Genomic DNA, 22,911 nt, shown 5'->3' on the forward strand with positions numbered 1-22,911 from the left:
CGCTGTAAAGTGTCTGTATGCCGAGGATTACAGCCGCCAGCAACGCCGAGCAGCGCGCGGGCACCCAGCGCCGGATCCTGACCGCTTTCGGTGAGCTGCTGTTTTCGCACGGCCTTCCCGGGCTGACCATGACGGACGTGGCCCGGCACGCGGGCGTCGGCCGGACCGCCGTCTACAACTACTACGCGGACATCGAAGAGCTGCTGATCTCCTACGCGCTCGACGAGACCGAGAAGTTCCTCTCAGACCTGCGCGAGGCGCTCGGCCGGCTGGAGAATCCGGTGGACCGCCTGGCACTGTACGTCCGCGCCCAGGTGGTGGACCTCAGCCGCCGCCACCTCCCCCCGGGCCCTGCCATGGGGGCGGTGCTGTCGCCGTCGTCCTTTGCCAAACTGTCCGACCATGTGGGCGAACTCAGCGTCCTGCTGCAGGACATCCTGCGCGACGGCATGGAGCAGGGCTACCTGCCCGTTGCGGACGTCGGGCAGCAGTCGCAGCTGATCCTCGGCACGCTGTCCTCAAGCGCCGCCCGGGGCAGCGACGAACCCGCCGAGCTTGAAGCCCGCGTGGCGCGCACGGTGCGGTTCATCCAGCTTGGCGCGGGCGCCAGGTTCGACGGCGGGGGGCGGCCCGTCCGGGTGGGTCCCCTTTCCCCGGCGGCCGGCTGAGCCGTCAGGGCGTGGGGGCTGCCGACGGCATGACCGGCCACTTGTCGCCGTCCGCGGTCCGCCGGCTTTCCCGGGGGCAACTGAGCTTGCCGGGTGTCTGGTCCACCAGCTCCGGCGGGACAAGCGTCCTGTAATCGTGGGCGAGGATGAGGTCCACGCTGGCGTCCGTCCGGCCGTCCTGGAAGTAGTCCGAGCCGGGGATGTTCCGCTGCACGCTGAAGGCGGCTGCCTGCCCGGCGGCCCCGGACACCACTGCCGCAGCGCCCCGGTAGCCGGCATTGATGTTGGATACCGCTCCCACCGCGAACTTCCTCGCCAGCAGCTCGTCCGCCACGGTCCGGGCCAGGCCCGGCCGGTTGGTGGAGTTGTAGACGTTGAGGTTGATCTTGTCGTTCGGTGTGTAGTCGAACATTGACGCGGGGCAGGAAGAGACCGGCGCGGGAGCCGGTTCCGCGGCCGGGATCTTCAACCGCCCGTTGATGATGGCGAGCGCGAGGATGATGGCTGCGGCGATCAGGCCGATCAGGAGCACCAGGACCACGCCGTGCAGCACGCGCCGGCGCACCCGGCCTGTCTCATCGGCATCCCGGGCGGCCTCCATGGCTGCCCGCAGCTCCGGCCCGCTGACCACGTGGTGGCCGTGCAGGATGCCCGGATCCACCGGCCTCCGCCTAGCCATCGAGCACCAGGACGCGCGCGTGGATGGCAGTGCGCTGGTGCAGTGCGGTGCGGACCGCACGGTGCAGCCCGTCCTCCAGGTACATCGTGCCCCGGTACTGCACCACGTGCGGGAACAGGTCCCCGAAGAACGTGGAGTCCTCGGCCAGCAATGCCTCCAGGTCCAGGGTCCGCTTGGTGGTGACCAGTTCATCCAGCCGGACCGGGCGCGGCGGAAGCGACGCCCACTGCTTCGGGGTGTTGTAACCATGGTCGGGGTAAGGGCGGCCCTCGCCCACAGCTTTGAATATCACCCTGCCACAGTAGGCACCGGGGCGCCGCAGGGAAAGTATCAGCGCGGACCGGCCGGAGGTTGTAGCCAAACAGTGACCATGCGTCATCTGGGCGGCTTTCGCTGTGCCGGAGCCTGCCAATGCGGGCACTGCTGACAGAATGGACCCATGACAGCCTCCGAGTCCCCCGCCGTGCCCGCGCCCGGAACCCGCCTGCCGTCGACGCCGCCGCTGGCGCTCCTGCTGGATGTGGACGGGCCGGTGGCAAGCCCCGTGACCCGGGACGTGAAACCGGACATCATCGCGGACCTGGTGGCCCTCGCCGCGGCCGGCATTCCCGTCGTCTTCAACACCGGCCGCTCGGATGCCTTCATCCGGGAACAGGTCATGGAGCCGATGATCGCGGCGGGAATCCCGTCAGGGACGGTCATCCACGCCGTTTGCGAAAAGGGCGCCGTGTGGTTCAGCTACACCGCTGCCGGCCCCGGCCATGTCCACGTGGACCGGGAGCTGGCCGTGCCGGCCGCGTACGGCGACGACGTCCGCCGCCTGGTGGCGGAGGACTACGCGGCGCACATGTTCTTCGACGAGACCAAGCGGGCCATGGTGTCCGTGGAGCAGCACATCGACGTGCCCAGCGCGGAGTACCTGGCCGAGCAGAAGCTGTTCGACGCCGACGCCATGGCACTGATGGGCCGCCACGGACTGGGCGTCGTCCGGCTGGACCACCATGCACCGAATTCCGACGACGAGGTGGACTACCGCGTGGACCCCACCATCATTTCCACGGACATCGAGTCGGTGCGGCTAGGCAAGGACCTCGGCGCCAGCCGGGCGGTGGAGCTGCTGGCAGCCCAAGGCATCACGCCGCAGGCGTGGCGGACCGTGGGCGATTCCCGCACCGACTACGCGATGGCCGACTGGCTGCACCACAACGACCACCCGGTGAAGCACGTGGACGTCCGCCCCGCGGACGGCGTGCCCACCAAGCCGTACCAGGTGCTGACGGCAGCGGACCTGGGGCTGGACGCCACGGTCATCCATGACGACGCCGGAGGGGCCTTCCTGCGCGGCTGGCGGGAGGCGCTGGGCATCTAAGCCCGGCAGCCCGCCGTCGTGCGCTTCCTGTGGCGCCGCCACGTGGAGGCGGCTTGACCACCGCCCGAAACCTTCCGTTATCCGGGCAGGACTATCATGCAGGTAAGAACGCCCACTTCCACCAGCACGGAGAATCCCATTACAGAAGCACCGGTCCAGGACGAGGTCTACTACGGCGGCCAAGCGTCCGTAGAGGAACAATTCCATTCCGAGATCACCTCGGCGGCGGCTGAGCAGCGCCTCAAGCACCGCCCCGATGTGGTGCGGCATAAAGGCCGCTACGCCCTGATCAATGACACCAGGACCCCCTACCAGGCCATGGTGGAAGACCTGTTGTTCGTGCGCAACGTACTGGTGAATGCGGAACTGGCCTACCTGCTGGTGCGCGGCAACAACGACCGGCCGGTCATCGCCCTGGACTGGAAGGACCGCAAGAAGCTCCGTGCCGCCCTGGTGGACGCCTGCCGGGACGAGCCCTTCTACTCCATGACGGTGGACGCCAAGAAGAAGACGTCCGTCCTGGTGGCCGACGGCGAACTTTCCCCCAACCGGCAGGCACGCATCTTCCGCCTGTACCGGCCCCGCGTGGAACCCGTGGGTGGCTTTGAGTTCGGCGCCTCAGCCGGCGTCCAGATCGAGCTGTGGTCCTTCGAAGGCGAACAGCTGATCCTGCCGATCGAAAATTCCCTGACCCGCCGGACCCTGCTGCGCCAGGATGCGGTCCGCGGCACCGTGGAACGCTACGGCCACACGTGGCCCACCATCGAGAACATGTTCGCCGACCACGCCAGCGACATCAGCTTCGACATTGACCTGGTGTTTTCCTGGGTGGACGGAAGCTCCCCCGAATACATTGCCGCCCGCCGCGCCCAGCAACAAGGGCATGTCCTGGGCGAGGGCGACGACCACGAAGCCCGGTTCCGGCAGATCAACGAACTCAAGTACGCGCTCCGGTCCGTGTACATGTTCGCCCCGTGGATCCGCCGCATCTTCATCGCCACGGACTCCCCCGCGCCGGCGTGGCTGGCGGAGCACCCGTCCGTCACCATCGTCCGCAGCGGGGAATTCTTCTCCGACCCGTCGGTGCTGCCTACGCACAACTCCCAGGCCGTGGAATGCCAGCTGCACCACATCGAGGGCCTGTCCGAGCATTTCCTGTACTCCAACGACGACATGTTCTTCGGCCGGCCCGTCGGCCCGGACATGTTCTTCACTCCCGGCGGCATCACCAAGTTCATCGAGGCGGAGACCAGGATCGGCCTGGGCGAGAACGACGCCGAACGCAGCGGTTTCGAAAACGCTGCCCGGGTGAACCGCAAGCTCCTGTGGAACCGGTTCGGCCGGATCACCACCCGCCACCTGGAGCACACGGCCGCTCCCCTGCGGCGCAGCCTGGTAACCCAGATGGAAGAGGAGTTTCCGGAGGAATTCCGCAAGACGGCCGCCAGCCGGTTCCGGGCGGCGGACAACATCTCCGTCACCAACTCGTTCTACCACTACTACGCGCTGCTCACCGGGCGGGCCGTCACGCAGACAGCCGCGAAAGTCCGCTACGTGGACACCACCATGCGGGCCGGTCTGAAGTACCTCCCCAAGCTGCTGGCCAAGCGCAACATGGACTTCTTCTGCCTCAACGACGGCAGCTTCCCGGAAGTCAGCGCAGACGAGCGCGCCGAAGTGGTGACCAACTTCCTGGAGAAGTACTTCCCCATCAAGGCGCCCTGGGAAAAGTAGCGGACACGCCCCGGGTGGGGTGTGTCCGCGGGGTGCGGCGGTTTCCGGGGCAGCGGCGGTTTCCGGGCAGCGGCGGTTTCCGGGCGCTTAGCGCCTGGTGGGCACGCCGAGCCGGGCGCCCACGCGCTGCTGGGTGGTCTCGGGAATCCGGACCCCGGCCGCTTCCAGGCGCGCCGCAGTCTCCTCCGGTGACACGTATTCGCCAACCGTGGGTGAGCTGCCGAGCGGAACCACGGAGTGCACAATCGTGTGCTCGTACACGTGCACCAGGTTGAACGCCTGGCCGCCGTCCTGCCCGCGGGTGCCGCCCACCGGAACGTTCAGGTCCTGGGTGTAGCAGGAAGCCGAGGCGACCGAGACGGGGACACCGGCAAACATTGCGGTGGTGGAGTAGTGCAGGTGGCCGGCCAGGATGGTGCGTACGTCCGAGTTGCGCACCACGGCCGCCAGCGACGCCTGGTCGCGCAGTTCAACCAGCACCGAAAGGTCCAGCACGGAGGGGACCGGCGGGTGGTGGAGAGCCAGGATGGTCCCGTCCGGGGCGGGCGTTTCCAGCTGCCGGGCCAGCCAGTCCAGCTGTGCCGGGCTCAGCTCGCCGTGGTGGAAACCGGGAACAGTGGTGTCCAGCGTGATAACCCGCAGCCCGTTGATGAAGTAGCTGTGGTCCACGGGCTCGGCGGTCCCCGGCTGGTCGAGCAGTCCCATCCGGAAGTTGGCGCGGTCGTCGTGGTTGCCCATGGCCCAGATGACCTCTGCACCCATGTCCCGGCACGCGGGCTCCACGATGGCCCGCAGCTTCACGTAGGCTTCGGCGTCGCCCTTGTCCGCGAGGTCTCCGGTGAAGATCACAGCTTCCGGACGCGCGCCGGACGCCTTCACTTCATCAAAGAGCTGGATGAGCCGCGCTTCGCTATCGACGCTTCCGTAAAGGGGTTCTGGACCTCCCAACAGGTGGGGGTCGCTCAGGTGGAGTAGGAAATGGCGTGGCCGGGGATGTTCGGCCTCGATGTGCTCCATTGCTGCCTCTGTGGTCGGTGGGAAGCCGTTCTTCCCTTCTACCCTTCAGTAATCTTTATCCAATCAGACATTTGGCAAACACGGGGTAAATCGCCGTAGCTGATGTGGAAAAACTTCGTAAAACTGCGCATTTTCATATTGCATTCGGATATTCCGCTCTTATCACCCCAGCCATTCGTTGATCGCGGCCAGGATCCGGGGCGAGTCGGGCTCAACGCCCGGGGCAAACCGTCCCACCACATCGCCGTCGCGGTTCACCAGGAACTTCTCGAAGTTCCACTTCACGAGGCCGGGCAGCAGGCCGGTCCGGTATTTCGTGAGCTCGGCGTACAGCGGGTGCTGGTTCCTGCCCCGTACATCCGCCTTGGCGGTCAGCGGGAACGTGACGCCGTAGTTGCGTTCGCAGAACTCGGCGATGTCGCGGTCCGTGCCCGGCTCCTGCCCCGCAAACTGGTTGCAAGGCATGCCCAGGACCTCGAAGCCACGGTCACGGAACCTGCCGTAAAGGGACTCCAGCGCCGCATACTGCGGTGTGAACCCGCAGTTGGAAGCCACGTTGACCACCAGGACCACCTTTCCCTCGAACCGGCCGAATTCCGTATCCGTGCCGTCATTGAGCAGTAGTGGGATCGGGTAGAGGGGTGAGCGTCGCGTCTCCGGAAGGTTCTTCATATGGAGAGTTCGTCGCCGTGGGCTCACCGTACGGGTCCAGGGTGGAAGTTTCTGGGCTGGATGATTCCGGGCTGGGCGCCGCCTCGATGGGGGTAGCGGTTTCGACGGGGGCCACCGTTTCAATGGGTGTCGCGGATTCGATAGGTGCGGGCTGCTCCGTCGGCAGGGGGTCGGCCGTCGGTTCCGGCTCCGTCGTTACCGGGGCAGGCTCCTCAGTCGGCAACGGCGACGGGTCCGTAGTGGGTACCGGCTCGGTCGTTACCGGGGCAGGCTCCTCCGTCGTCGGCGTGGGCGACGGCGAGGGCTCAGTGGGCGAGGGCGTCGGGTCGCTTGTGGCTGGCGAGGGCGTCGGGTCGCTTGTGGCTGGCGACGGCGTCGGGTCGCTTGTGGTCGGCGACGGCGAAGGCGACGCGGCGCCCGGGGACGGCGACGGCGACGCGGCGCCTACAGCCCCGATTCCCTCCGACGTCGAGCCTCCGACCCGGGCTCCCGCTGCCATGGATCCAACATCCGGCAGCATCGGCAACGGAATGGTCCAGCTGACCCTGCCGTCCGGGAAGGGCGTCCCGCCAGGCCCGTAAGCCACGAGCTGGGCCGGGAGCAACTGTCCCAGGGCCCGCAGTGTCAGGAAATGCCAGCCCAGCGGGTTCACGTAGCGGCCTTTGACGATGGTTTCGAAATGCAGGTGGCAGCCGGTGGACCAGCCGGTGGTTCCCACGCGGGCGATGGCCTGCCCAACCTGCACCCTGTCACCGGTGCGGACGCCGATCGATTCCAGGTGGTTGTAGGTAGTGACAAGGCCATCGCCGTGATCAATCTCCACCCGGTTGCCGCCGCCCCACGGATGCCAGCCTGCCGCCCTCACGACGCCGGAATCAGCGGCGTAAACGGTGGTCCCGCAGGGCGCCGCATAATCCTGGCCGAGGTGGAAGTCCCCCGCAATCCCGCTCAGCGGGCTGATCCGGAAACCGAACGGCGAACTCGGGAAGAGGACCTGCAACGGCGCCATGAGGAACCCGGCGGGAGGCCTGCCAACCCCTGCCGGTCCAATGGTCAGTCCACCGGATCCGCCATCCCCGAAGCTGCCGACGGCCGGGTGGGGAAATGAAACGATCGCGTGTGAGTCGGACAGGACAGGCGGCGCCAGCGTTCCTGCGCCCACCTGGTCCACCCCCGTCGGAGCAGCGTCCGTGGGGCGCCCTCCGCTCCCGGCGGGCGGGGCGGACGGTTGGGTTGTTGCGGCGCCGCCCCGGGCTTCGCCGGCCCCGGCCTGGGCAAGGGAGCCTGCCGGCTGGCCCGGTTCTGGGACGCTGGTTGCGAGGTTGACCGCGGCGACCGAGGCTGCCACGACGCCTGCCGCGGCCACTGCCCGCGCAGCAAGCGGCAAGGAACCGTGCGCCGGCTTGCCGCTGCCGGGCCTCCAATGCTTGCCCAATTGATGACTCCACCAGGTGGCTGACCGCACGTTGTCTCGACGGTACGTCCCATGGGACCACAGGCGCACAAACGCTGGGAACCCTGCTGCCGCACAATGCGGGTTTTTTATCGGGCGTTAGGGGGTCGAGGCCGGCTGGACTTGGCAGCGACCGCTGCCAGCCCCGGAAAAATGGGACACAATGGGTCATGCGCAATGTCCTTCGCATCTGGCAGGACGAACTGAAGAAGACCTTTTCAGGCAAAGCAGACGCGCCTCCGGAATGGTCCCTGCGGTTGGCCGATGGCAATGACGCCGGGTATCACCTGCCCGGGTCCGCGGTGTGGGCGGTCCATGGTTCCATGTCGCCCATCGTGGCCGGCATCCGCACCTTGCTGATGCAGTCGCTGCACCCGGGGGCCCTGGCCGGGGTGCACGAGCATTCCAATTTTCGTGAAGACCCCCTCCGCCGCCTGGCCAACACCATCCGTTGGATCTTCACCGTCACTTACGGCTCCAGGACCGCCGCCGAGGATGCCTCGGAGCGCGTCCGCCACCTGCATGTGCACGTCCAGGGAAGTTACCGGGACAACACCGGCGCCCTGCGCCCCTACAGCGCCAACGATCCCGGACTGGCCCGCTGGATCCACATCGCCTTCACGGATGCTTTCCTCACTGCCCACAAGATCTGGGGCGGCCCCATTCCCGGCGGCCCCGACGCCTACGTCCGCGAGTGGGCACAGGCGGGCAAGCTGATGGGGGTGGAGGATCCGCCCCAAACGGAAGCGGAAATGCGCACTGAGCTGGACCGCTGGTATGGGCTCGGCGAGCTTCGGGCCGACGAAAGAGTGGCGGAGACGGTACGGTTCATCCGCGATCCGCCCTTGCATCCCCTGCTGCGGCCGGGCTACAAGGTGCTGTTCGCCGGCGCGGTCTACAGCCTGGAGCCGAGGTACCGCGCCATGCTCGGACTCGCCGTTACACGGCTCGGCCCGTTCCCGCTCCCGGTGAGGCTGGCAACCAAGGCGGTGCTCGGCGTCGTCCGCGTTGCACTGGGCAGCAGGAGTCCCAGCGAGCAAGCGGCGAGGGAACGGTTGCGGCGGTTGGGCGGGCCTCGCCCGCCCACTGCATCGGCGGTATTGCCCAACGAAAAGAACCCGGCTCCGGACGTACCGGAGCCGGGTTCCTGACCGGCGGAGAATGGGGGATTTGAACCCCCGAGGGCGTTAACCCAACACGCGTTCCAGGCGTGCGCCATAGGCCGCTAGGCGAATTCTCCAACTGCTTCTGAATCAAAAGCAGGTACTAGACTACCTGAACTTTTCCGCAACGCCCAATTGGCCGGACTGCGGGCCATCCCAACGCCGGAATGCGCCCGCCATGCCATGCGCAGGTGGGCTGCATTAAAGCGGAAATGGACGCCCCCAACGCGCCCATTCCCCACGGATACGCCGTTGAACTGCCCGGTCCGGCACCGCGAAGCCAGGCCACACAGCTCACAATCTTGAGATTGCCCCAATCGGTGTACGTTCCCATGATCGTGCGTACAGCCGGGATAAGCAATGGAAACCGGCGCGCCCGTCGTCCTCATCGTGCACGATAGGTCCATGGCTGAGCTCCACGCACTGGTGGTTTATGTCCCCGCGTCCCATACGGGGAAGGTTTTGGATGCCATCGGCGACGCCGGCGCCGGCCGCCTGGGCAACTACTCGCACTGCTCCTTTGTCGTAGCCGGGACGGGCAGGTTCACCCCGCAGCAGGGCTCCCGCCCCTACCTCGGGCGGCCAGGGACGCCCGAAGCGGTTGCCGAAGACCGCATCGAGTGCGTGGTTGAAGGACAGGTGCTGGCCGCCGTCGTCGCCGCGCTGCGGGCCGCGCACCCCTATGAAGAACCTGCGTTCATGACGTGGCGCGTGGACGGGTGGCGGTGAGGGCGCCCGATTCGAGTCGCGCCACATGTTCGGGTAAAGTATCTGACGGCCCCTCATGTGGCGTCATCCTGTTGAACTCCCCCAGGACCGGAAGGTAGCAAGGGTAGACGGGCTCTGGCGGGTGCATGGGGGGTCTTTACTATTCCCCCACAGGGCGGCATGATGTCAGCCCGGATTGGTAGGGTTTTCTCTGTGACAGTTACTACCGCCCTGTACCGCAGATACCGTCCCGACTCGTTCGCCGACGTTATCGGACAGGAGCACGTCACTGAGCCGCTGATGACGGCTTTGCGGAAGAACCGCGTTAACCACGCCTACCTCTTCTCCGGCCCCAGGGGCTGCGGGAAGACCACGTCCGCCCGCATCCTGGCACGCTGCCTCAACTGCGCCCAGGGTCCCACCGATACCCCTTGCGGCACCTGCCCCAGCTGCGTGGAGTTGGCCCGCGGCGGTTCAGGTTCACTGGACGTTATCGAGATCGACGCCGCCAGCCACGGCGGTGTCGACGACGCACGGGATCTTCGCGAACGCGCCACCTTCGCCCCCGTCCGGGACCGCTACAAGATCTTCATCATTGACGAGGCCCACATGGTCACCTCAGCCGGGTTCAACGCCCTGCTGAAGATCGTGGAGGAACCGCCGGAGCACATCAAGTTCATCTTCGCCACCACCGAGCCGGACAAGGTCATCGGGACCATCCGTTCGCGCACGCACCACTACCCGTTCCGGCTGGTGCCGCCGGAGCCGCTGATGGCGTACCTCGAACTGCTGTGCCAGCAGGAAAACGTGCCCGTGGCCCCCGGAGTGCTGTCGCTGGTCATCCGGGCCGGCGGCGGTTCCGTCCGCGACTCGCTGTCAGTGCTGGACCAGCTCATGGCCGGTGCCGGCCCTAATGGGCTGGACTACGAACTCGCCGTCGCGCTGCTCGGCTACACCCACGCTTCACTGCTGGATGACGTGGTGGAAGCCATTGCCGCTTCCGATGCCGCCACGGTCTTTCGGGCCGTGGACCGTGTCATCCAGACGGGCCATGATCCCCGCCGGTTCGTTGAGGACCTGCTGGAGCGGTTCCGCGACCTGATCATCGTCCAGGCCATGCCTGAAAGCGCCCACGCCATCCTGCGCGGAATGCCCGCGGACCAGATCGCGCGCCTGCAGAACCAGGCCCACAACTTGGGGGCAGCGGAGCTTTCCCGGGCGGCGGACGTCACCAACACGGCCCTCACCGAAATGACGGGTGCCACCTCGCCCCGGCTGCACCTCGAACTGCTGTGCGCCCGGATCCTGCTCCCCAGCTCGGAACAGAACGAGCGCGGCATGGCTGCGCGGATCGACCGCGTTGAGCGGCGGCTCAACTATGCCGGCAACGACGTCGGCGCTCCCGCTCCGGCAGTGCAGGCCCCGGCACCCCAGCCTGGGCAGGAATCGGCACGGGCCGGCCAGCCCGCAGCTGCCGCCGCAGAAACACCCGCCATTGAAACACCCGCCGCAACGCCCCGCCCGGAAGCATCCGCGGTTCCCCGGGAGGCCCAGAACGCCCAGGGCGCTGCCGCCGGTGGTCCACGGGTCCCGCTCACCCCGCCCCGCGTCAGCACCACGGACTGGCCGGTTGATGAAGCTGCCGCGGCACGAACCACCGCGGCACCGGAGCGGCCGGCTGCCCCTGCCGCGCAGCCTGTCACACCGGCCGCGCCCCAGGCGAGTGGGCCACAAGACAGTGGGACACAGGCCGGTGGTACACAGGCCAGCGAGCAGCAGGCCCCGAGGACCCAGGCCGACGGCGCACAGGCCGGCAAGGCTCCCTCCGGGGGAACCCCGGTCCCGGTCCAGCCAACCCAGGGAGGGCCGGTGTCTTCCAGCCGGCCGCCGCAGGACGGACAGCAGACGCAACCTGCGGGCTCCGCTCCGGCCGCACCTTCGGCCATGGGCGACGTCGAAGTACTGCGCCGGGCGTGGCCCGACGTCCTGCAGACGCTCTCCAAGATCAAGCGCAGCACGTGGGCCCTGGTTGAGCCCAATGCCCAGGTCAACTCGTACGACGGCAGCGTCCTGACGCTGTCCTTCACCACGCAGGGGCTTGCCGGCGCCTTCGGCCGCGCGGACCACTCCGAGAACCTGCGGCAGGCGATCCACAAGACGGTGGGCATTGACTGCCAGATCAACGCGGTGGCGGGCGGCGCTGGCCAACCGAACAGCTCTGGCCAGTCGACAGGCCCCAGCCAATCGAGCTCTGAGCCAAACCCAAAAGTCCCCGCCAGCCCGGTGGCTCCCGCCACTTCAGCTGATATTGCGTGGGGACTGGCACCTGCTCCCTCCATTACGGACAGTCCGGCCGCCCCGGCCCGGACCACGGCCCCTGAGGCCACGGTCCCCGAGGCGCGGACCGCCGCCAGCACGCCCTCCCGCGAGGCAGGCCCCGCCGTTGGCGCCCAGGGCTTCGGTCAGCAGGCCGGAGGCACCGCTCCCAGCGGCGAAACCCTGGCGCCGCAGCAATCCGGCGCGGCCCCCACCACCGCGGCCTCCACCCCCACGGGGTCCAACAAAGCGGTGCCCGGCAATACGGTGTCCGGCAATGCGGTGTCCAGCAATGCGGCACCCGCCCGGGATGGCCGCCAGCCGCAACCGGCCGCCGCGTCGTACCCCGACGCCGGCGGAGACTACTCCTACTCGGACGACGACTGGGGACCGCCACGGGACGAGGACGCTCCCCCGATGGACGAGGAACCTCCCATGGACTGGGAACCTTCGGCCCGTCCGGGCGGCCGGGAGGCTGCCCCACAATCACCTGCTGCCGGGGGTCCTACGCCGTCCGCCGCCACGGCGCACGATCCCTGGACCAAGGCCGTCGAGCAGGCCCCCGGGGTGTGGGTGGTCGGTGACAAAAGCAATGTGGCGGCCGCTTCAACTCCCGCGGCCCCACCGTCCGAGGACGCACCCGTGCCGGTTCCCCGGTACGAGCCGGCCACCGCGCAGGTGCCACCGTCCATTCCAGTCAACACGCCGGTGGCGTCGTCCGTCCAAAACGCGCCGGCGCCCGAATTTGCCATGGCCTCCGCCGGCTCCGCCCCGGCCGCTGCACCCGCCCCTGCACCCGTCCGCCCGCAGGCTTCCGGCGGCGCGCCGGCAGCCGCGCGGACCGAGACGCGCCAGAGCCTGTACCAGCGCTTGTCCAACAGTCCCGAGGCGGCAGCCGGCCGCGCCAAGGCACCCTCGAATGTTGCTGCCACAGCAACGGCGTACGTCCAGGACATACCGAGCGCCGACGACGAAACTATTGAGGAATCAGGGGTATTCGGGCGGGCCGCGGTGGAACGCATCCTCGGCGGAAAACTGATCGAGGAACGGTCCCTGGACGGAAGCCCGGTCCCGCCACGCTACTGACCCGGCCCGGGCCAGCACCCGCGTGCCCACCGCTGAACAACCGGTTTTGCCCGCAATCCATACCAAGTTAAGAGGGAAACGTGTACGAAGGTGCGGTCCAGGAGCTGATCGATGAGCTCGGACGCCTTCCAGGGGTGGGCCCAAAGTCCGCGCAGCGGCTGGCATTCCACATCCTTGAAGCGGACCCCCAGGACATGAAGCGGCTGGTGGATGCGATCACCACGGTGAAGGAACGGGTCAAGTTCTGCACCGTTTGCGGCAACGTCACCGAACAGGAAAAGTGCAACATCTGCCGGGATCCCCGCCGCGACCCGTCTGTCATCTGCGTGGTGGAGGAGTCCAAGGACGTCCTCGCCGTGGAACGCACCCGCTCGTTCCGCGGCCGCTACCATGTGCTCGGCGGTGCCATCAATCCCATCGCCGGCGTGGGCCCTGAGCAGTTGCGGATCCGCGAACTTCTCACCAGGCTCAACGACGGCGAAATCCAGGAAGTCATCATCGCCACCGACCCCAACCTGGAAGGCGAAGCAACCGCCACCTACCTGGCCCGCATGCTGAAGACGATCGGGATCACCGTGACCCGCCTGGCGTCCGGCCTGCCGGTAGGCGGGGACCTCGAGTACGCGGACGAGGTCACGCTGGGCCGCGCCTTCGAGGGGCGCCGGAACGCCTTGGGCTGACCCTCGGACCACTCCCCACCGCCCGTCCCGGGCTGTCCCGGTTATCCGGACTGCCCCGACTGCACCAGGCGGGAGTTCCTGCGGCGGGACACCACCGCCGCCCCGGCCACCAGGGCCACTGCCACGCACGCCTGGACTAAAAGCCCTGCGGCGGCCACCGGCATGCGCACCGCGTCCCTGCTCCGCGGCTCACCGTTGACACACGGGACCTGGCTGCCGTCGGCTGCTTCCTGCAGTTGGGCAGACACCCAGCCGAAGGCCTCCTTCCCGCCGTCTTCCGCGCCGGCCAGCATGATGAAAACCACGGCGGGGTTCGAGCCAACCAGCCACCACAGCTGCTCGGTCCGGTGCACCTCCTGCACGCCTGCCGGGACGGGTGAGCACTCATAGGCCACGAGCGTGCCGTCAGGTGCACGCTGCACGTTGATGGCCACGGTTACGGACTCTTCCGAGCGGAGGGCCGGGGCCACCAGCGCAGCCATTGCGACGTTGCCGACCACCAGGAACAGCGCCAGAATCCAGCCAAGGACCTTGGCGGCGCCGGCGTTCCGCACGAGCGCGGCGGCCGCCGCCCCCATTGCGCCAAAGACGACGGCTTCCGCCGCGGCTACAGCAGCCGACACCGCCGCCAGAACGGCAGGCTGTCCGGCAGCCGCCGCCTGCGCCAGCAGCCCCAGCAGGACGAGGACCACAAACACCAGGCTCCGCATGATTGCGGCCAAAACCGGAACCGCAACACCAGGCCCGGACTCCTGGTTTCCGGGTGGAAGGTCCGGGCGCAGGCGCGCCCTGTAGCAGTCCATGCCCCAGTGCACCGCCACAAGCGCCGCCGCAGGCGGCAGCAGCACGAGCGCCACCATGAAGGTGAGCAGGGGCGCGGGCAGCCACCCGGACGGATCACTCCCGCTTCCAGGCAGCCACACGAGGATCAGCGCGATTACCCACAAGGCACAGGCGGGACCCACCGTCACCAGCCAAAAGCGCAGCGACCGGACATTCGCCCACAAGTCCGCTGCGACTGTCCGCAGTACCGCCGGAGTCCCGGGACCCTCCTGGCGGGCCCCGTCGTCGTCATCCTGGCCGGAAGGCTGACCGTCCAGCCAGGATCCGATCCTTTCGACGGCGGGACCCGGCACCGGGTCAGTTGGCAGCTGCTGGTCATCAGCCACGCGCTGCACCGCCTTCCCGGGAGAATCTCCGCCTGGCATTACGCGCCGCGGCTGCGTAATGCCAGGCCAGTCCCATGGTGGATCAGCGGCGGAAGCATGTCCAGACCATCACAACAGCCGGTGTCCAGGTGGCCCCCGGCAGCGGGAGGTCCGTCAGTGTCCTGTCCCGGTGCGCCGCGGACCGGCTGTGGGGACCGGCATGCGGTCACAATTTATCGCCGCTCTTTGTGCGGCGATAAACTGTCGGGAGGAAGTCGCGCCGGCCCGGCGTCAGGCTGCCAAGCCTCCAGAACTCCAATTGATCCAATGAAGGTACGCGCATGAGTACGCCCACCACCGAAGTGCACAACGCAACACAGCCGCAGGTGCCGCCCGCTGGCAAAGCCGTGACCAAACAGCTCATCGTGCAGAAATTCGGTGGCTCGTCCGTGGCAGACGCGGACGGGATCAAGCGGGTTGCCAAGCGCGTCGTGGATGCCCAGCAGGCCGGCAACGAGGTCGTGGTGGTGGTCTCGGCCATGGGCGACACAACTGATGAGCTGCTGGACCTCGCCGCGCAGGTCACCGACTCCGCCCCCGCCCGTGAAATGGACATGCTGCTGTCCGCCGGCGAGCGCATCTCCATGGCTTTGCTGGCCATGGCCATCAACAAGCTCGGCGCGTCCGCCCAGTCCTTCACCGGATCCCAGGCCGGCATGATCACCGATGGAATCCACGGCAAGGCCCGGATCATCGACGTCGACCCGCACCGTATCCGTACCGCACTGGACAAGGGCAACATTGCCATCGTCGCGGGTTTCCAGGGCATGACCCGTGCCACCAACGAAATCACCACCCTGGGCCGCGGCGGCTCCGACACTACGGCGGTGGCGTTGGCAGCAGCCCTGGAAGCCGACGTCTGCGAAATCTACACGGACGTTGACGGCATCTTCACCGCCGATCCCCGCGTCGTGCCGTCGGCCCAGAAAATCGACACCATCTCCAGCGAGGAGATGCTGGAGCTCGCAGCGTCCGGCGCCAAGATCCTGCACCTGCGCTGCGTGGAATACGCCCGCCGGTTCGGTGTCCCGCTGCACGTCCGTTCCTCATTCAGCCAGCACGAAGGCACCTGGGTCATCCCCAGCGCCGAAGACAAGATCACCACTCAAGAGGGAGTTGCCTTGGAGCAGCCAATCATCTCCGGCGTTGCCCACGACCGTTCAGAAGCCAAGGTCACCGTGGTCGGCGTCCCCGACATTCCCGGCAAGGCCGCCGCGATTTTCCAGGTCATTGCCGACGCGCACTCCAACATCGACATGATCGTCCAGAACGTATCCACGCACGGCACGGGCAAGACCGACATCTCCTTCACCCTGCCGATCGTCGAGGGTGCCGATGCCCTGGCTGCGCTCCACGCCGCCCAGGACCAGATCGGCTTCGAGACCATCGAGTACAACGAGCAGATCGGCAAGCTGTCCCTGATCGGCGCCGGCATGCGCTCCCACCCCGGCGTGTCCGCCACGTTCTTCAAGGCCCTGTCGGACGCCGGCATCAACATCAACATGATCTCCACCTCGGAGATCCGCATCTCGGTGGTCACCCACGCCGATCTGCTCGACGAGGCGGTCCGGGTGATCCACAAGGCGTTCGGGCTGGACAGCGAGAGCGAAGCCACCGTTTACGGCGGCACCGGCCGCTAGCCAAGCCAGCAAAAAGCCGGGCCGTCCTTTCGAAGAGGACGGCCCGGCTTTTGTGTGTCTAAGCGGCCCGGATGAATGGTGCAGTCAGCCTTCGTTCTCCAAGTCTTCGCGGCGCACCGCGTAGTGGTGGCCGGTTGAGTCGGTTTCCACCACGAAGTGCGCGAGATCCTCTTCGGAGGCCTGCTCAAATTCGTCGTGTTTGTGCACGACGGGCGTGTCGGCGTCCAGCCGGGTAGCCGGACCGAAGAAGAAACGGAGCCTGTCAGTCAGGCTCATGAAACCACTGAGGACATGTGCCACTGTTTTCCACCCCCTTCCCGATCCTCGGGTGAAAGCGCCGCTGCCTCCGGCGGGGAGCCAGTGCCCCTAGTTTAAACCCGCCACGCGAAAAAGGCGCCGGCAGGGTGCCGCGAAGACAGGGCCTGGGCAGCGGCGCGGCGTCGCGGGCCGCGCCCGGATGTCAGCGCAGGGACCGGTCGTCCGGGTTCTTCGGCACGACATACGTGCTGCCATCCGGCCGGGTGACGGTCTCCCATTGCTGGGTTTCGGCCTGGCGCTGGGCCAGCAGCCTGCGGTTCTCCTCCGTCATGTCATGCGCCAGGGAGGATCGGTTTGCGGGACCGAAGACTGCCCTCAGCTTCCCCGTGGCACGCATGAAGCGCTGGGAGGCGTTGCCCTTTTCCCGTGACCTGGCCCTGTCCATGAAGCGGTTCCTTCCACTCACTGTATTCCTGCTCAAAAATGTACACTAACTATTAGTGCCCTAACGATTGGAGGATCAATGACCACCAGCGCGGACCTGGCCCAGGATGAGGACCTGCTGCTCGAGCACCAGCTCTGCTTCGCCCTGACGGTGGCTGCACGCAGCGTCGTCGGGGCCTACAAGCCTGTACTGGAGAAACTCAACCTGACCCATCCGCAGTACCTCGTGATGCTCTGCCTCTGGGAAAGAAGCCCCCGAACAGTGCGGAACATCAGCGACGCGCTCGCCCAGGAACCTGCCACCATCTCTCCCCTCCTCCGCCGGCTGGAAGCCTCCGGGCTGATTACCCGGCGCCGCATGGACGGGAACGAGCGTGCCCTCGCCGTCGAACTGACCGCCGAAGGCGCCGCGCTCAGGCAGCAGGCCCTCCAGGTGCCCGGGACCATGATGGAGCGGCTTGGGCTCACCCGCGAGCAGGTCGCCGAACTGCACGCGTCCATGGTGGGGCTGATCGCTGCCACCTCCGAAACCCGCTCTTCCCAGCAGCCTGCCGCCGGCTGAACCCGCCCGGGTGTGGCCCCGAACCTGCAAATGGCTAGAATTGTTGGACCAAGGAGAGGTGGCCTGATGCGCAAGGTGCGGCTGTTCGCAGCAGTCCTGGCAGTTGGTGCCTCCCTGCTTGCCGGCTGTTCCGGCACCCCGCAAGGCTCGCCGTCGGACCCCGCACCGGCCAGCCCTTCCCCCGCCGGCACGCCCTCGGCGTCAGGCACCCCGTCCGCCGACGCGGAAACCTCGGTGCCGGCCCCCGCCCCCGCGACATCCCGCCCGTCGCCCGGACCCGGCCAGGGAAACGCCGAACTGGCCATTACCGTTGTGCCGTCGGAGGGCGCAGCTGAGCTCGACTACACACTGGTCTGCACGTCCGGAACGCCTGCCGCGGAAAGCAGCCACCCCAGCGCCGCCGCAGCCTGCGCGGCCTTAAAGGCGAACCCCGCCATCCTCGCCCCGTCCACGCAGGGAACCGCCCAGGCCTGTACCCAGCAATACGGCGGCCCGCAAAAGGCGACGGTGACCGGCGTGGTGGACGCAGTGGCAGTGGATGCCGCCTTTGCCCGGACCAACGGGTGCGAAATCAGCGCCTGGGAGGCCGCCAAGGACGTATTGGGCACCGCCGGTGGTGCGTCTTAGCCTCCTGGCGGCGGACACCGGACGGAGCAGGGAGGAAACCCACCTGCAGCGTGTCAGCCGTTACGCCGATCCCTACCTGGCCCGCCGGTCCGCGGGGCAAAAGCACCCCGTGGAAGACTTCCTCTTCACCTACTACACCCAAAAGCCCGGCCAGCTGAAGCGCTGGCACCCCGGCGCCGGGGCGGTCCTGACCGGAGCGCAGGCGGCGCTGCGCCGCGGCTGGAAGCACTACAGGACGCTCGACGACGGCGAGCTCGCTTTGCTGCGGCTGCCGGCGGGAACCATTGCGGTCACCTTTGACCGGGCCGCCTTCCTCGCCGACCGCCAGGACGCGGTGGCCTTCGCGGGCGTCATCCTCCGCGGTACCGCCGCCCGGCCGGCGCAGTTCGGCTGTTTCGGCCTGCACGAATGGGCGATGGTGTACCGCCAGGACAAGTTCGATCTCCGCCATGAATACCTGCAGCTCCGGCTGGGGCCGGCCGGCACCGACAAGGTGGTGGAGGACAACAGGATCCGCTGCACCCACTTTGACGCCTTCCGTTTCTACACCCCGGACGCCCTCCCCCTGAATGAGTACACGCCCACCCGGGAAACCCAGCGCCACCTGGAGCAGCCGGGCTGCCTGCACGCCAACATGGACCTCTACAAGTGGGCGTACAAGCTCCTGCCGGCCCTGCCCAGCGAGCTGGTGATGGACTGTTTCGAGCTGTCCTGGCGCATCCGGGCCATGGACATGCAGGCCTCGCCCTACGACCTCGCGGAATGGGGATATCCCGCGATTCCGATCGAGACCCCGCAGGGCAAGGCTGCCTACGTGGAGCACCAGCGGACGTTTGCTGCGGAGGCGGCGGCGCTCCGGGAGAGGCTGGCGCTGGAACTCGAGGCGGCCACGGCCGGGCAGCGCTCGTGATCGACCTGACCGTCAGCATCCGGGCGGATGCTGACTCGCCCGAATACGTCTTCCGCTTGGTGGCCAGGGATGGCCACCCCGCTGACGGCACCACCGTGCCGGATCCGGAAGCGGCCCTCGCTGCCGTGGAACAGTTCGGCGAAGCCATCTTTTTCCCGGTGCCGGGTCCTCCGAAGCTGTGCACGCAGCAGTACGGCGGCCCACAGGTGGCCATAGTCACCGGTTCCAGGCACGAAGCAGGGACGAAAAAGGTCCCGGGCGGCCGATGGCCTCCCGGGACCTTCCCCCCAGCTCATTTGATGTCAGCTGCCGGGGACCGCCTGCGCCAGTCCAACCTGCGGGGCGCCCGCCGGGGCCGCGGCGGAACCGGATCCCACCTGTACGTTCACCCAGGTCCTGATGCCGTTGCCGCCCAGGCTCAGCCGCGAGAGGTACGACCCTTCAGAAAGGCCTGTCCAGGACAGGGTTGCCGACGTGGCAGTTCCGTTCGGAGCCACGATGGGGTTTGGATCCACCGTGAGGTTTCCGGCATCCCCGGCGAACGTTACCGCCTGGACGGAGGCAGTGGCCGGCCCATTGTCCGGCGTGGAGTACAGGTTGGCCACCACGTAATATGTCCCGGGCCGTGGCGAGTCGATGTCCAGGAACTCGCTGGCAGAGGCCGTCGCCACCTGGGTGGCCGTCAGCCCGCCCGAGCCGTCCGGCGCGTAGACCACCATGTCCCAGTCGACGTCGTCCGTTTGGGCCTGGATGCCCAGCCGGGCAAAGGAGGCGCCGGCCGGCACCTGTACCTGGAGCAGTGCGTTGTGCTCGTCGTTGGTGGCGGCGTAGGCGCCCGGTGTCTTGGTGACGGCCGTCTGGCTCAGCGGGGCCAGGCCCTCCACGCCGACGGCGATGGGGCTGTCCGAGCCTGATACGAGCTCCATGGAACCGCTGCCGGTCCCGCCCGGTGAACTGAAGGAGAACGCCGGGGCGATCTGGGCATCAACGGGCCGGACGGCGATGGGCGAGGACACCGTCCTCGGCCCCTTCCAGGTCAGTGTTCCGGTGCTGAACTTGCCCATCGGGGCACTGGCGTTCCGGATGGTGAGGGTCACGTCGCGGGTCTGGCCTGCGCTGCCGAAGCTCAGGACCTTTGGTTCCACCTGCACGTTGAAGCCCGGCATGTTCACCTCTGAGCGGTAGGTGCCCGGCACCAACGCGGTGAGTTTCCGCTTCACTTGGATTTCTCCCACCAGGCTGCCCAGCGCGATCGAGGGCAGGTTGAGGTCGCGGGCGGCGATGGATCCCGCCTGTGGAGCACCGGTTTCCGCACCCTGGCCGTTGAGGAAGGCGAACCAGTCCTGGCTGCCGGAGTTGTACACCAGTCCTGGATCGAGCACGCGGCTGGAATCGATGTGGCCCGCGCCGCCCTGGAAGGGATCGGTGTTGGCGGAGCCGTCCGCGTTCACCAGCGGGTAGGCGGTGGTCATCATCGCGGACTTCACCATGGCGGGGGTCCACGACGTCTGCTTCGCCAGCACCAGGGCGCCGAAGCCGGCGATGTGGGGTGCCGCCATGGACGTGCCGGACATGAATCCGAACTGGTCGCCGTCGTTGCCGATGGTGGAAACACCGGCGAGGACGTTGACGCCCGGTGCCGCGATGTCCGGCTTGAGCAGGTCACCGCCTGAAGCGAGGGTGGGCCCGCGGGACGAGAATCCCGCGATCTGGGGTGCCGGGGCCGGAGGCAGCCCGGTCAGGTCGCCCTTGACCAGGCTGACGGTCAGGGCGGGGTTGGACTCCAGCTTGGATTTCAGCTCCAGGCTCTTGGGGGCGTTGACGTGCACCGTGGGCACCGCGTGGTTGTCGGCATCCTCCGAGCTGCTGGTGAGGTTCACCAGGATCATGCCCACCCCGCCCTTGTCCAGGACTTCCTGGCTCTTGGCGGTCCGGTCCACCACCCCGCGGTCGCAGACCACCACCTTGCCGGCCACCTTCGCCGGATCCAGTGATCCCGGTGCGCACAGGTTGGCGTTGGTGGCTCCGGCGGCGGCAGCTGCCGCGGCAATGACAGTGGGTTTGCCAGCCACTTCGGTCTTCATGATGGAGGCGCCGCGGTACAGCGAACCGTCGGAGACCTTGACCGTTCCGAGCAGGTCGCTGGGGAAGGTCGAGGCAGCCACGGTGGTGAGCCAGGGCGAGGCATGGTTGACGGTGGACGCCGCGGGGCCGGAGTTACCGGCCGACGCGGAGACGAACACTCCGGCCACGGCGGCGTTGAGGAAGGCCAGCGCTACGGGGTCGGTGGTGCTGTTGTTGTTGCCCGAAATGGAGTAGTTCAGGACATCCACGCCGTCCTTGAGGGCTGCGTCCACGGCCTCAACTGAGGCGGACGAGTAGCAGCCGCCCGTATCCGGGTTCTTGTCCTCCCAGCAGACTTTGTAGACGGAGACCTTGGCGGCGGGCGCCACTCCCGAACCCTTGCCGAAGCTGACGCCATCGATCACCTGTTCGACGTTCGTGTTGCCGGCTGCCGTGGTGGCCGTATGCGTGCCGTGGCTGCCCACGTCAACGGGTGAGATCAGTTCTTCTTTGGCGCGGTCCTGCGGGGCGACGTACTGCAGGAAAGCATCGGCGAAGTAGCGGGCACCGACCACCTTCGAGTTGCAGAGCGACCCGTTAAACGTTGCGCCGGATTGCTGGCCCTTTTGGCATTCGCCTTCAAACGTGGTGCCGTCCGCCTTGAGCATGGCGATCTTTCCATCGCCGGTGCGGTAGGGGACGCCCACCTGCGGGTCGCCCTGGAGCGGCGCAACGGGTTCGCCCTGGAGGAAGGGATTGTCCGGCGCGTAGCCGGAGTCGATCACACCCACCACCACGCCCTTTCCGGCGTTGGCTTCCCCGCCGAACTGCTTGGCCCAGGCGCCGTCGGGGCCGCTGAGCTTGAGGAAGCCGGTGGTGGTGTAGTCGGGCTTGTTTTCGACGTCGGGAGCCACCACGAGGACCCTGCTGTCCTTTGACAAGGCGGCAGCCTGGGCTGCGGTGAGCTCGGCCGCGAAACCGTTCAGCGCCGCGGTGTACTGCTTCGCGGGGGCCACCCCCTGGCTGGCGGCGACGTCCCGCTGCTGCTGGCGCAGGTAAGCGTCGTATGCCTGGTAATTGGGGCTGGCCGCGTCCAGCTTCCTGCCCTGCCGGGGTTTGGTTGCACCAAGCCCGGGCGTCTGTCCTTCGTAGGCCGCAGCCGCCGGGCCGGCCAGCACCACAATGTACCGGCCGTCCTTGAACTGAGTGCCCGGGGTGCCGGCAGCCGCAGTGCCGCGTCCCGGGCCTTCCGGTGCCGCGGATGCGGGACCGGCCACCAGCGAGCCAAGGAGTAGGGGCAACCCGACGGCCAGCGCCGTGGCCTTCCGGAGTCCCCCAGCCCGCAAGGGGCTCTTTCCAGTTGAATTCACGCGCAACCCTTTCACGATGTGCCGCCCAGCCATGGGGGCGGCCCGAACGACTGGCACCGCACAGGAAATTACAGATCTTGTAATTTGGTGAGACCAGGCTGCTCAAAGATTACAGACTGATAGCCAGATATGACATAGCGCGGAGAGAACTATCTTTGATTGTCATACCGGGCGGCCGGAAAGGTACGGCGGGACGCGAAAAGGGCGCCCCGAAGGACGCCCTGGCGTTAGGGCGTGTCTCCTAAAGCTGTCAGCCAGATGCTGATTGCTCGGAGGACTGCTC

20 protein-coding genes, 1 tRNA gene and 1 other RNA gene are annotated in these 22,911 nt (G+C 67.5%); 12 read left to right on the top strand and 10 right to left on the bottom strand.

Features of this window, described 5'->3' with window-relative positions; translation table 11 throughout:
• Positions 1-17: 17 nt before the first annotated feature.
• Positions 18-668: a TetR/AcrR family transcriptional regulator gene (locus tag ACYSM9_RS16560; protein ID WP_461858052.1), complete on the top strand. Its 651-nt coding sequence runs from the start codon at positions 18-20 to the stop codon at positions 666-668.
• Positions 669-672: 4 nt separating this feature from the next.
• Here ACYSM9_RS16560 and ACYSM9_RS16565 read toward each other — a convergent pair whose 3' ends face one another.
• Together ACYSM9_RS16565 and ACYSM9_RS16570 are read right to left on the bottom strand one after the other, a co-directional pair.
• Positions 673-1,347, bottom strand: a complete 675-nt coding sequence (locus tag ACYSM9_RS16565) for a LytR C-terminal domain-containing protein (RefSeq protein ID WP_461858053.1) — start codon at positions 1,345-1,347, stop codon at positions 673-675.
• Positions 1,340-1,639 carry a type II toxin-antitoxin system VapB family antitoxin gene (locus tag ACYSM9_RS16570; protein WP_221385451.1) on the bottom strand — a complete coding sequence of 100 codons (300 nt, stop codon included), beginning with the start codon at positions 1,637-1,639 and terminating at the stop codon, positions 1,340-1,342. Before ACYSM9_RS16570 ends, ACYSM9_RS16565 begins: the two co-directional genes overlap by 8 nt.
• 147 nt (positions 1,640-1,786) lie before the next feature.
• On the opposite strand from ACYSM9_RS16570, the gene ACYSM9_RS16575 reads away from it, so the two are divergent.
• Together ACYSM9_RS16575 and ACYSM9_RS16580 are read left to right on the top strand one after the other, a co-directional pair.
• The gene (locus ACYSM9_RS16575; RefSeq protein ID WP_461858054.1) at positions 1,787-2,716 is read left to right on the top strand and encodes a hypothetical protein; all 930 of its coding nucleotides are present in this window, start codon (positions 1,787-1,789) and stop codon (positions 2,714-2,716) included.
• A gap of 96 nt (positions 2,717-2,812) precedes the next feature.
• The gene (locus tag ACYSM9_RS16580; protein WP_461858055.1) at positions 2,813-4,450 is read left to right on the top strand and encodes a stealth family protein; all 1,638 of its coding nucleotides are present in this window, start codon (positions 2,813-2,815) and stop codon (positions 4,448-4,450) included.
• Between the two features lie 87 nt (positions 4,451-4,537).
• Here ACYSM9_RS16580 and ACYSM9_RS16585 read toward each other — a convergent pair whose 3' ends face one another.
• The 3 genes from ACYSM9_RS16585 to ACYSM9_RS16595 all read right to left on the bottom strand — a co-directional run bounded on the left by ACYSM9_RS16585 (position 4,538) and on the right by ACYSM9_RS16595 (position 7,574).
• The gene (locus ACYSM9_RS16585; RefSeq protein ID WP_461858056.1) at positions 4,538-5,467 is read right to left on the bottom strand and encodes a phosphodiesterase; all 930 of its coding nucleotides are present in this window, start codon (positions 5,465-5,467) and stop codon (positions 4,538-4,540) included.
• A 162-nt stretch (positions 5,468-5,629) separates the two neighbouring features.
• A complete protein-coding gene (locus ACYSM9_RS16590; protein ID WP_461858057.1) occupies positions 5,630-6,139 on the bottom strand; it encodes a glutathione peroxidase in 510 nt (169 codons plus the stop codon).
• The gene (locus ACYSM9_RS16595; RefSeq protein WP_461858058.1) at positions 6,078-7,574 is read right to left on the bottom strand and encodes a M23 family metallopeptidase; all 1,497 of its coding nucleotides are present in this window, start codon (positions 7,572-7,574) and stop codon (positions 6,078-6,080) included. Before ACYSM9_RS16595 ends, ACYSM9_RS16590 begins: the two co-directional genes overlap by 62 nt.
• Before the next feature lie 188 nt (positions 7,575-7,762).
• On the opposite strand from ACYSM9_RS16595, the gene ACYSM9_RS16600 reads away from it, so the two are divergent.
• Entirely contained in the window at positions 7,763-8,743 is a 981-nt protein-coding gene (locus ACYSM9_RS16600) for an oxygenase MpaB family protein (protein WP_461858059.1), read from the top strand.
• 4 nt (positions 8,744-8,747) lie between these two features.
• On the opposite strand, the gene ACYSM9_RS16605 is transcribed toward ACYSM9_RS16600, so the two are convergent.
• Positions 8,748-8,832: transfer RNA gene (locus ACYSM9_RS16605), tRNA-Ser, on the bottom strand.
• Positions 8,833-9,160: 328 nt separating this feature from the next.
• Between ACYSM9_RS16605 and ACYSM9_RS16610 the strand changes: the two genes are divergently transcribed.
• The 4 genes from ACYSM9_RS16610 to recR all read left to right on the top strand — a co-directional run bounded on the left by ACYSM9_RS16610 (position 9,161) and on the right by recR (position 13,545).
• Positions 9,161-9,484, top strand: a complete 324-nt coding sequence (locus ACYSM9_RS16610) for a hypothetical protein (protein ID WP_461858060.1) — start codon at positions 9,161-9,163, stop codon at positions 9,482-9,484.
• Positions 9,485-9,528: 44 nt separating this feature from the next.
• Positions 9,529-9,625, top strand: an RNA gene (ffs, locus tag ACYSM9_RS16615) — signal recognition particle sRNA small type.
• Between the two features lie 21 nt (positions 9,626-9,646).
• Positions 9,647-12,865 (top strand): DNA polymerase III subunit gamma and tau, encoded by a 3,219-nt coding sequence (locus tag ACYSM9_RS16620; RefSeq protein ID WP_461858061.1) that lies wholly within the window; start codon positions 9,647-9,649, stop codon positions 12,863-12,865.
• Between the two features lie 80 nt (positions 12,866-12,945).
• Complete coding sequence (gene recR / locus ACYSM9_RS16625) at positions 12,946-13,545, top strand: recombination mediator RecR (RefSeq protein ID WP_461858062.1); 600 nt, start codon at positions 12,946-12,948, stop codon at positions 13,543-13,545.
• Positions 13,546-13,586: 41 nt separating this feature from the next.
• On the opposite strand, the gene ACYSM9_RS16630 is transcribed toward recR, so the two are convergent.
• Complete coding sequence (locus tag ACYSM9_RS16630) at positions 13,587-14,714, bottom strand: hypothetical protein (protein WP_461858063.1); 1,128 nt, start codon at positions 14,712-14,714, stop codon at positions 13,587-13,589.
• 320 nt (positions 14,715-15,034) lie between these two features.
• Between ACYSM9_RS16630 and ACYSM9_RS16635 the strand changes: the two genes are divergently transcribed.
• Positions 15,035-16,393, top strand: coding sequence for an aspartate kinase (locus ACYSM9_RS16635; RefSeq protein ID WP_461858064.1), 1,359 nt, complete (start codon positions 15,035-15,037; stop codon positions 16,391-16,393).
• Between the two features lie 84 nt (positions 16,394-16,477).
• Here the strand turns inward: ACYSM9_RS16635 and ACYSM9_RS16640 are convergent, their stop codons facing one another.
• On the bottom strand, positions 16,478-16,693 hold the full coding sequence (locus tag ACYSM9_RS16640) for a hypothetical protein (RefSeq protein WP_461858065.1): 216 nt from the start codon (positions 16,691-16,693) through the stop codon (positions 16,478-16,480).
• A 160-nt stretch (positions 16,694-16,853) separates the two neighbouring features.
• Positions 16,854-17,096 (bottom strand): hypothetical protein, encoded by a 243-nt coding sequence (locus tag ACYSM9_RS16645; RefSeq protein WP_461858066.1) that lies wholly within the window; start codon positions 17,094-17,096, stop codon positions 16,854-16,856.
• 78 nt (positions 17,097-17,174) lie between these two features.
• Between ACYSM9_RS16645 and ACYSM9_RS16650 the strand changes: the two genes are divergently transcribed.
• The 3 genes from ACYSM9_RS16650 to ACYSM9_RS16660 all read left to right on the top strand — a co-directional run bounded on the left by ACYSM9_RS16650 (position 17,175) and on the right by ACYSM9_RS16660 (position 19,194).
• A complete protein-coding gene (locus ACYSM9_RS16650; protein WP_461858067.1) occupies positions 17,175-17,657 on the top strand; it encodes a MarR family winged helix-turn-helix transcriptional regulator in 483 nt (160 codons plus the stop codon).
• A 66-nt stretch (positions 17,658-17,723) separates the two neighbouring features.
• Positions 17,724-18,284, top strand: coding sequence for an SSI family serine proteinase inhibitor (locus ACYSM9_RS16655; protein WP_461858068.1), 561 nt, complete (start codon positions 17,724-17,726; stop codon positions 18,282-18,284).
• On the top strand, positions 18,271-19,194 hold the full coding sequence (locus ACYSM9_RS16660; protein ID WP_461858069.1) for a 3-methyladenine DNA glycosylase: 924 nt from the start codon (positions 18,271-18,273) through the stop codon (positions 19,192-19,194). Before ACYSM9_RS16655 ends, ACYSM9_RS16660 begins: the two co-directional genes overlap by 14 nt.
• Before the next feature lie 302 nt (positions 19,195-19,496).
• Here ACYSM9_RS16660 and ACYSM9_RS16665 read toward each other — a convergent pair whose 3' ends face one another.
• The gene (locus ACYSM9_RS16665; RefSeq protein ID WP_461858071.1) at positions 19,497-22,604 is read right to left on the bottom strand and encodes a S8 family serine peptidase; all 3,108 of its coding nucleotides are present in this window, start codon (positions 22,602-22,604) and stop codon (positions 19,497-19,499) included.
• Positions 22,605-22,911: the final 307 nt, after the last annotated feature.

Source organism: Arthrobacter sp. C152 (assembly GCF_054890965.1).

Excerpts from the sequence above, each read along its gene's own strand:
- ACYSM9_RS16560 (WP_461858052.1), top strand. The coding sequence starts at position 18 with ATGCCGAGGATTACAGCCGCCAGCAACGCCGAGCAGCGCGCGGGCACC.
- ACYSM9_RS16565 (WP_461858053.1), bottom strand. The coding sequence starts at position 1,347 with ATGGCTAGGCGGAGGCCGGTGGATCCGGGCATCCTGCACGGCCACCAC.
- ACYSM9_RS16575 (WP_461858054.1), top strand. The coding sequence starts at position 1,787 with ATGACAGCCTCCGAGTCCCCCGCCGTGCCCGCGCCCGGAACCCGCCTG.
- ACYSM9_RS16580 (WP_461858055.1), top strand. The coding sequence starts at position 2,813 with ATGCAGGTAAGAACGCCCACTTCCACCAGCACGGAGAATCCCATTACA.
- ACYSM9_RS16585 (WP_461858056.1), bottom strand. The coding sequence starts at position 5,467 with ATGGAGCACATCGAGGCCGAACATCCCCGGCCACGCCATTTCCTACTC.
- ACYSM9_RS16590 (WP_461858057.1), bottom strand. The coding sequence starts at position 6,139 with ATGAAGAACCTTCCGGAGACGCGACGCTCACCCCTCTACCCGATCCCA.
- ACYSM9_RS16600 (WP_461858059.1), top strand. The coding sequence starts at position 7,763 with ATGCGCAATGTCCTTCGCATCTGGCAGGACGAACTGAAGAAGACCTTT.
- ACYSM9_RS16610 (WP_461858060.1), top strand. The coding sequence starts at position 9,161 with ATGGCTGAGCTCCACGCACTGGTGGTTTATGTCCCCGCGTCCCATACG.
- ACYSM9_RS16620 (WP_461858061.1), top strand. The coding sequence starts at position 9,647 with ATGTCAGCCCGGATTGGTAGGGTTTTCTCTGTGACAGTTACTACCGCC.
- ACYSM9_RS16635 (WP_461858064.1), top strand. The coding sequence starts at position 15,035 with ATGAGTACGCCCACCACCGAAGTGCACAACGCAACACAGCCGCAGGTG.
- ACYSM9_RS16645 (WP_461858066.1), bottom strand. The coding sequence starts at position 17,096 with ATGGACAGGGCCAGGTCACGGGAAAAGGGCAACGCCTCCCAGCGCTTC.
- ACYSM9_RS16650 (WP_461858067.1), top strand. The coding sequence starts at position 17,175 with ATGACCACCAGCGCGGACCTGGCCCAGGATGAGGACCTGCTGCTCGAG.
- ACYSM9_RS16655 (WP_461858068.1), top strand. The coding sequence starts at position 17,724 with ATGCGCAAGGTGCGGCTGTTCGCAGCAGTCCTGGCAGTTGGTGCCTCC.